This is a genomic window from Rahnella perminowiae, from assembly GCF_019049755.1.
Classification (GTDB): Bacteria; Pseudomonadota; Gammaproteobacteria; order Enterobacterales; family Enterobacteriaceae; genus Rahnella; species Rahnella perminowiae.
This window is the reverse complement of sequence record NZ_JAFMOS010000394.1, coordinates 1-7,447: the sequence shown is the minus strand read 5'-3', so window position 1 is coordinate 7,447 and position 7,447 is coordinate 1. Positions and strand designations below refer to the sequence as shown.

General features: G+C 54.4%; 8 protein-coding genes. 6 read left to right on the top strand and 2 right to left on the bottom strand.

Annotated elements, in window-relative coordinates; genetic code table 11:
• The first annotated feature begins 592 nt into the window (after positions 1-592).
• From rluB to cobT, 5 genes are all read left to right on the top strand, one after another.
• Positions 593-1,513 (top strand): 23S rRNA pseudouridine(2605) synthase RluB, encoded by a 921-nt coding sequence (gene rluB / locus J1785_RS05285; protein ID WP_233432907.1) that lies wholly within the window; start codon positions 593-595, stop codon positions 1,511-1,513.
• A gap of 135 nt (positions 1,514-1,648) precedes the next feature.
• Positions 1,649-2,203 (top strand): bifunctional adenosylcobinamide kinase/adenosylcobinamide-phosphate guanylyltransferase, encoded by a 555-nt coding sequence (gene cobU, locus J1785_RS05280; RefSeq protein ID WP_129990392.1) that lies wholly within the window; start codon positions 1,649-1,651, stop codon positions 2,201-2,203.
• Positions 2,204-2,228: 25 nt separating this feature from the next.
• Positions 2,229-2,981 (top strand): adenosylcobinamide-GDP ribazoletransferase, encoded by a 753-nt coding sequence (gene cobS, locus J1785_RS05275; protein WP_217158991.1) that lies wholly within the window; start codon positions 2,229-2,231, stop codon positions 2,979-2,981.
• A gap of 16 nt (positions 2,982-2,997) precedes the next feature.
• The gene (gene cobC / locus J1785_RS05270; protein WP_129951561.1) at positions 2,998-3,594 is read left to right on the top strand and encodes an alpha-ribazole phosphatase; all 597 of its coding nucleotides are present in this window, start codon (positions 2,998-3,000) and stop codon (positions 3,592-3,594) included.
• A 26-nt stretch (positions 3,595-3,620) separates the two neighbouring features.
• Entirely contained in the window at positions 3,621-4,664 is a 1,044-nt protein-coding gene (cobT, locus tag J1785_RS05265) for a nicotinate-nucleotide--dimethylbenzimidazole phosphoribosyltransferase (RefSeq protein ID WP_129990390.1), read from the top strand.
• A 16-nt stretch (positions 4,665-4,680) separates the two neighbouring features.
• Here the strand turns inward: cobT and cobO are convergent, their stop codons facing one another.
• Positions 4,681-5,271, bottom strand: coding sequence for a cob(I)yrinic acid a,c-diamide adenosyltransferase (gene cobO, locus J1785_RS05260; RefSeq protein ID WP_129951559.1), 591 nt, complete (start codon positions 5,269-5,271; stop codon positions 4,681-4,683).
• Positions 5,272-5,285: 14 nt separating this feature from the next.
• The gene (locus tag J1785_RS05255; protein WP_129951558.1) at positions 5,286-6,047 is read right to left on the bottom strand and encodes a YciK family oxidoreductase; all 762 of its coding nucleotides are present in this window, start codon (positions 6,045-6,047) and stop codon (positions 5,286-5,288) included.
• A 359-nt stretch (positions 6,048-6,406) separates the two neighbouring features.
• Here J1785_RS05255 and sohB point away from each other — a divergent pair.
• Positions 6,407-7,447 (top strand): protease SohB (sohB, locus tag J1785_RS05250; protein ID WP_129951557.1); only part of this gene is annotated, 1,041 nt, incomplete at its 3' end.

Here is a 7,447-nt window from a genome sequence, read left to right as displayed (position 1 = left end):
TCCCGCGCCTTTCCGGTAACGATTGTTGGAAAAATAAACAGCCCGTACAAACCATTGCAGGATACAAATTGCGGATAACTGTGTATAATGGCGGGCTGGCTTTTTTATAAGTCATTGTAATAATACGTAATAACTGAATTTTGGCGGGCAGACGAGGGTCAACGTCGTGCTGCCGGCTCCCCCCGACGCCTGTGAAGGCGACAAATGAGGCTGCTCAATGAGCGAGAAGTATAATTCCCAGAAACACACCAGCGACAAAGCCAAAGGGTCACGTCCATCTGGTGACAAGCCAAAAAGTGGCAGAAATTCCGGCGCAGCAAAAAGCCGTCCGGAGCCGTCACGGGCTGAAAAACGCGGCGAAAAGCCACGTACTGATAAACCACGCAGCGACAAGCCGCGTTCAGACAAACCACGTTCTGACGCAGGCCGCGGCGATTCACGTATCGAAAATTCCCGTATTGAAAAACCACGTACAGGCAAGCCCGGCCGTCCGGAAAATGCCCGTGGTGAAAAGCCTCGTGCGCCGCTGAAACCGCGCGGGACAAAACCCAAAGCTGAAGCACTGTTTGATGAAAACGGTGACGAAGAAGAAGTGAAATACCAGAAGCCGAAGAACGCGCTGGACAGCACCGAAGGGCAAAGCGAAAAACTGCAAAAAGTCCTCGCTCGTGCGGGCCACGGTTCACGTCGTGAAGTCGAAGCGATGATTCAGGCTGGCCGCGTCAGCGTCGACGGTAAAATTTCTACGCTGGGCGACCGCGTGGAAGTCACCGGCGGCACCAAAATTCGTCTCGATGGCCACGTTCTGTCAGTGATGGAATCACAGGACACCGTTTGCCGCGTGCTGGCATATTACAAGCCGGAAGGCGAGTTATGTACACGCAGTGATCCGGAAGGGCGCCCGACCGTTTTTGACCGTCTGCCAAAAATGCGCGGTTCCCGCTGGATCGCAGTAGGCCGTCTGGACGTTAACACCTCGGGTCTGCTGTTATTCACTACCGACGGTGAACTGGCTAACCGCCTGATGCACCCGAGTCGTGAAGTTGAGCGCGAATATGCCGTGCGCGTTTTCGGTCAGGTTGATGATGAAAAAATCAAACAACTGAGCCGTGGTGTGCAGCTGGAAGACGGCCCTGCGGCATTCCGCTCGATCAAGTTCCAGGGCGGTGAAGGTCTGAACCAGTGGTACAATGTGACCCTGACAGAAGGGCGCAACCGCGAAGTTCGTCGTCTGTGGGAAGCCGTTGGCGTACAGGTAAGCCGTCTGATCCGTGTACGTTATGGGGATCTGAACCTGCCTAAAGGCCTGCCTCGCGGCGGCTACAAAGAGCTGGATCTGCCGGATATTAACTATCTTCGTACACTGGTCGACATGACCGAAGAAACCGTCAGTAAGTTGCCGGTTGAGCGTGACCGTCGCCGTGTAAAAGCCAACCAGATCCGTCGTGCTGTTAAGCGCCACACTCAGGTTGCACCGGCCCGTCGAACTACCGGTCCGGCAAAACGGGGTTAATCGCTGACAAGCGAGGCACTTGTGTCTATGCTCATAAACCGCAGTCTGTGACTGCGGTTTTTTTTGCTCAAAATTCAGGGCGTAGCCATCTTCTGTTACACACCCTGTTTATGAATACAACGCAAGGAGCCGATTATGATGTTGATTACCGGAGGTGCCCGCAGCGGCAAGAGCCGTTTTGCCGAGCAGGTGGCAGAGAAACGCGGGGGCGAAGTATTGTATATCGCCACGTCGGTCGTAACCGATGCGGAAATGGCGGAGCGTATCCGTTATCACCAGCAACAACGCCCGGCTCACTGGCATACGTTTGAAAGTTACCGGGATCTGGGAAACATCATACTCGAGCATCAGGTACAGTTTCCGACCATTATTATCGAGTGCATCACGACGCTGATGACCAATCTTTTGTTTGATATTGCCGGTGAAACATCGGTGGAAGATATGGATTTTGAAGCGATAGAGCAGCATATTTTTGCGCAAACCACGCAACTGACGAAAGTTGCGCAACAGGCTGACTCCGAAGTGATTATCGTCACCAATGAAGTCGGAATGGGCATTGTGCCGGATAACCTGCTGGCGCGACGTTTTCGTGATATCGCCGGGCGGGTGAACCAGCAACTGGCGGCTGCGGCGGACGATGTCTACCTGATCGTATCCGGCATCCCGGTTCCGGTGAAAACCTCGGAATAAAACGATGAAGGAAAGGGAATTTATTATGGCCTTATGGCGACTGTTTCTCGCAACGTTGCAGTTTCTCACCCGTATCCCGGTCAGGGAACGCTGGTGTGACGGCATCGGACTGAAAGAGTATGCGCGCGGTATTGTGTGCTTTCCGCTGGTCGGGCTGGTCATCGGGTTACTGACCGCGCTGGTGTGGCTGTTTCTGCTGCCGCACGTCGGGGTGCTACCGGCGGCGATTGCCGTTGTCATCGTACATATCATGCTGACCGGCGGTTTACATCTCGACGGGCTGGCTGACAGTTGCGACGGCTTATTTTCCGTGCGCAGCCGGGAGCGGATCCTGGAAATTATGCGCGACAGCCGCATTGGCACCTACGGCGCACTGGCACTGATTGTGGCTGTTCTGCTTCGTACTGCGTTGATTTATCAGCTCAGCGCCGACGGACTGCCAGTGCTGACATGTCTTATCCTCACGCCGGTGGTCGGGCGTGGCATGATGGCGGTGATGATGTACCGTCAGGCCTATGCCCGCGAGTCGGGAATGGGCAATTTATTTATCGGTAAAATCAGCGAGGGGCATTTTTATATCACCTTGTTGCTGATGGCCTTTCTGACGCTGATTGTCGGCGGATTCACGACACTGCCTGCACTACTTATTACACTGACAGGTGTGCTGGGCTTACGGTATTTTATCGCCCGGCGTATCGGTGGCCAGACCGGCGATACGTTGGGCGCAGCGTGCGAGTTGAGCGAACTGCTCTTCCTGTTTTTCCTGTTATGGCACTGAGAAAAGGGACTCAATAATGAAACTGTATCTGATACGGCACGGACAAACTCAGGCTAATGTTAACGGCGTATTTTGTGGCAGCAGCGACATTGTGCTGACTGCGGAGGGGGAGCGACAGGCGCAGCATGTGGCGCGTCAGCTGGCTGCTACGCCGCTGGATGCCCTGATCCATACCGATATGCGCCGCAGCCGTGATATGGCCGGTATCATTGCCCACGGGCGCGAACTGACGATAGAGACTCAGCCATTGTTGCAGGAGATGGCGTTTGGCGAGTGGGAAATGCGTCATCACAATGAACTCGAAGCCTCACAGGCAGAAGGCTATCAGGCCTGGTGTCAGGACTGGCAAAAGGCCGAGGTGCCACAGGGGGAATCCTTTACGGCGTTCACCTCGCGTATCCGTCAGGCCTTGCAGCAGTTGCATTTGCGTCCGCAGGAAAGCAGGCTGGCGATAGTGGCACATCAGGGTTCACTCAGCCTGTTGCTGGCGATGATGCTTAAGCTGGCACCTGCGGATATGTGGCGTTTCCCGTTTAAACAAGGCTGTTTGTGTGAAATTGATCTCAGCCCCGGCACTTGTGTGATTCAGCGCTTTAACGACAGCGGTATTTAACTTTTCAAACACGTAAGGACGACACCATGGCTTCGCTGGCAAACATTCTCCGTCAGATAGCGGTTCCCGATGCACCGGCCGCTCAGAGGGCGGCGGCACGACTCGACAGTCTGGTGAAACCGCCGGGCAGCCTGGGTCGTCTGGAACAACTGGCGATTCAGCTGGCTTCAATTCGCGGTAACCACCCCCTGCATTTCCCGAGCAAAGAAGTGTTGGTGATGGCAGCCGATCATGGTGTATGGCAGGAAGGCGTCACGCCGTCCCCACAGGCGGTAACGGCGATCCAGGCGGTCAATATTGTGCAGGGGAAAGCCGGGGTTTCGGTGCTGGCACGGGTGGCCGGTGCGCAGGTAACGCTGATTGACTGCGGTATCATTGGCGCGGATATTCCCGGAACGCTCAATCATAAGGTCGCGCAGGGAACGGGCAATATTGCCACCGGCCCGGCCATGACGCGCGAAGAGGCGGAATCTTTACTGATCTGGAGTGCGGAACGGGTGATCGCGAAAGCCGAAAGCGGGTTATCCCTGCTGGCTGTGGGTGAGCTCGGAATGGCAAACACCACGGCTGCGGCAGCGATGGTGGCTGTACTGACCGGCGCTGCGCCAGCACAAACCGTCGGTCTGGGTGCAAATCTGCCACCTGACAGACTGGCGCATAAAATCAGCGTGGTCGAAAAAGCCATTGCGGTAAATCAGCCTGATCCTTCAGATGCGCTGGATGTGATGGCGAAAGTCGGGGGCTTTGAACTGGTCGCCATGGCAGGAGCCATGATCGGAGCCGCGGCGTCTGGTATTCCGCTGGTACTGGATGGTTATCTTTCTTACGCCTCAGCGCTGGCGGCATGCCAGATAGCCCCCGGGCTGAAACCCTACCTTATTCCTTCACATATATCAGCCGAGCAGGGCGCGACGCTGGCACTGGAAGCACTGGGGTTGCAACCGTATTTTGATCTGAACTTGCGACTTGGCGAGGGCAGCGGCGCGGCGCTGGCGTTACCGCTGATTGATGCCGCCTGCGCCGTTCATAACGAAATGGCGACACTGGCGGAGTGTCAGATAGTGCTTTGAAAGTGAAAACAGGGTATCACCAGTCGATGCCCTGTTGCGCCATAATGCCTGCGTCAAAGGCATGCTTCACCGGACGGAGTTCGCTGACCGTATCAGCCATTTCCAGCAAATCACGGTGGCAGCCGCGCCCGGTGATAATCACCGTCTGATGCGCCGGACGCGTGTTCAGGGCCTCGATCACTTCCTGCAAATCCAGATAACCGAAACTGACCATATACGTCAGCTCATCAAGCACCACGAGATCTAATGATGTATCGGCCAGCATGCGTTTGCCGTGTTGCCAGACGGCCTGACAGGCTTCGGTATCGGTTTCTTTATTCTGCGTTTCCCAGGTAAAACCGGTCGCCATCACCTGAAATTCCACGCCGTGCGGTTCGAGCAGGTTTTTCTCGCCGTTAGGCCATTCCCCTTTAATAAACTGGATCACTGCTGCGCGCATACCGTGCCCGACGGCGCGGGTTACCGTACCAAAGGCCGCCGTGGTTTTTCCCTTACCGTTACCGGTAAACACAATCAGGATCCCGCGTTGTTCTTTTGCGGCGTCAATGCGCGCATCAACCTGTTCTTTCAGCTTTTGCTGGCGCTGTTTATGGCGATCTTCGGTCATCAGAGGCTCCGTGGTTATTCTGCCGGACCGGCTTTGCGCCCCGGCTGGGCATCAAAACTGATACCGGTTTTACGGCGGCTGTCATCGCCCATCAGATACAAATACAGCGGCATGATATCGGCCGGTGTTTTGAGTTTATCTTTGTTCTCATCAGGAAAAGCGGAGGCGCGCATGCCGGTTCGTGTGCCGCCAGGATTGATGCAATTGACACGCAGGCCGGTGTGTTTATGCTCTTCGGCCAGCACCTGCATCATGCCTTCGGTGGCAAATTTTGACACGGCGTAAGCGCCCCAGCCGCTGCGGCCTTCGCGTCCGACGCTGGACGTCGTGAACACCAGCGAGGAGCTGGCAGATTTCAACATCAGCGGCAGTAACGCCTGGGTCAGCATAAACGTGGCGTTAACATTGACCTGCATGACGTCCATCCAGTCCTGCAATTTAATTTCAGCCATCGGCGTGATATCAGTCAGCAAACCGGCGTTATGCAAAACGCCGTCGAGATGCGGCACCCATGCAGCGATTTGCTCTGCGACGCGCTGGCAATCCTGCTGACTGGCGGTCAGTAAATCCAGTGCATAAATGAAAGCCGGCCGCAAATGACGAGCCGCAATTTCCTGCTGTACACTGGCGAGTTTACTTTCGGTACGGCCCAGCAAAATGACCTGCGCGCCGAAACGGGCATACGTCAATGCGGCTTCACGGCCGATGCCGTCGCCAGCGCCGGTAACCAGAATGATACGATGATTGAGCAAATCGGATTTAGGATGATAATGCACGGTCAGTCCTCTTAATGGGGCGGTTATGTGGCGGCAAACGGCCGTCATCACATCAGGCGCTCTTCATATCACAATGGCGAAAACGGGAGTTGTTGCGCTCAACCAGAATTCGCCATTTTGATGAGAATTTTAGGTTTTTCGCGAGTGATCACCGCTTATATGCCTCAAATGGGCATCAGTTTCAATGATTAACCGAAAAACGGGCAGCTCTTTTGTAACAAAATTGGAACACAGACGCACTCTGTTTTACGCCTGAGTCAGGATGTCATCTTCGAACAAGACGTCAGTGCGGCGATTGTTTAGAATGTTTAACAACTTTCTCACCACGGTTTTATTACCACATTGAAAAGGCGGTATGTGTGGATTTACTTTCTCTTTACGGGCTGTTTTTGGCCAAAGTTGTGACTGTAGTTATTGCCATCGGGGCACTGGTCGTTTTACTTGTTGGTCTTCGTCAACGTAAGTCTCACGGTAAAGGTGAGTTGCAGCTAATCGATTTAGGCGAACAGTACCGCGAAATGCAACGTGAAATGCGCCATGCGCGCATGAACCCTGCCGAGCTAAAAATTCATAGCAAACAGCTGAAAAAAAAGAACAAAGCGGAGGAAAAACAGAAAAAACTGCAGGCCAAAACCGGGAGTCCGAAAAGCAAACCCTGCCTGTATGTACTCGATTTCAAAGGCAGTATGGATGCCCACGAAGTGACATCGCTGCGGGAAGAAATTTCAGCCGTGCTGGCCGTGGCCACGCCGGAAGATGAAGTATTGCTACGCCTGGAAAGTCCGGGCGGTGTGGTACACGGTTACGGTCTGGCGGCTTCTCAACTGGTGCGTCTGCGTCAGAGCGGTATTCGTCTGACGGTTGCGGTGGATAAAGTTGCAGCCAGCGGCGGTTATATGATGGCCTGTGTAGCGGACAGGATTGTCGCCGCGCCGTTTGCCATCATAGGTTCAATCGGCGTCGTTGCCCAGATCCCTAACTTTAACCGTCTGCTGAAACGAAATGACATTGATATTGAGTTGCACACTGCGGGCGAGTTTAAACGTACCCTGACTTTATTGGGTGAAAATACCGAAGAAGGCCGGGAAAAATTCCGTGAAGATCTGAACGAAACCCACGTGCTGTTTAAAGAATTTGTACATCAGAACCGGCCGTCGCTGGATATTGATGCGGTCGCCACCGGTGAACACTGGTTCGGTACCCAGGCGCGTGAGAACGGTCTGATTGATGCTATTGGCACCAGTGATGATTTACTGATTGCGGAAATGAAAAATCATGAAGTGATTGCGGTGCGTTACAGCCGCCGTAAACGTATGATGGACCGCTTCACCGGCAGCGCGGCACAAAGCGTTGATCGCCTGTTCCTGCGCTGGTTACAACGCAGTCAGAAACCTCTGTTG

Bases quoted from the DNA above. Each gene is read 5' to 3' on its own strand.
- cobC (WP_129951561.1), top strand. From the start codon at position 2,998: ATGAAACTGTATCTGATACGGCACGGACAAACTCAGGCTAATGTTAAC.
- cobT (WP_129990390.1), top strand. From the start codon at position 3,621: ATGGCTTCGCTGGCAAACATTCTCCGTCAGATAGCGGTTCCCGATGCA.
- cobS (WP_217158991.1), top strand. From the start codon at position 2,229: ATGGCCTTATGGCGACTGTTTCTCGCAACGTTGCAGTTTCTCACCCGT.
- cobO (WP_129951559.1), bottom strand. From the start codon at position 5,271: ATGACCGAAGATCGCCATAAACAGCGCCAGCAAAAGCTGAAAGAACAG.
- cobU (WP_129990392.1), top strand. From the start codon at position 1,649: ATGATGTTGATTACCGGAGGTGCCCGCAGCGGCAAGAGCCGTTTTGCC.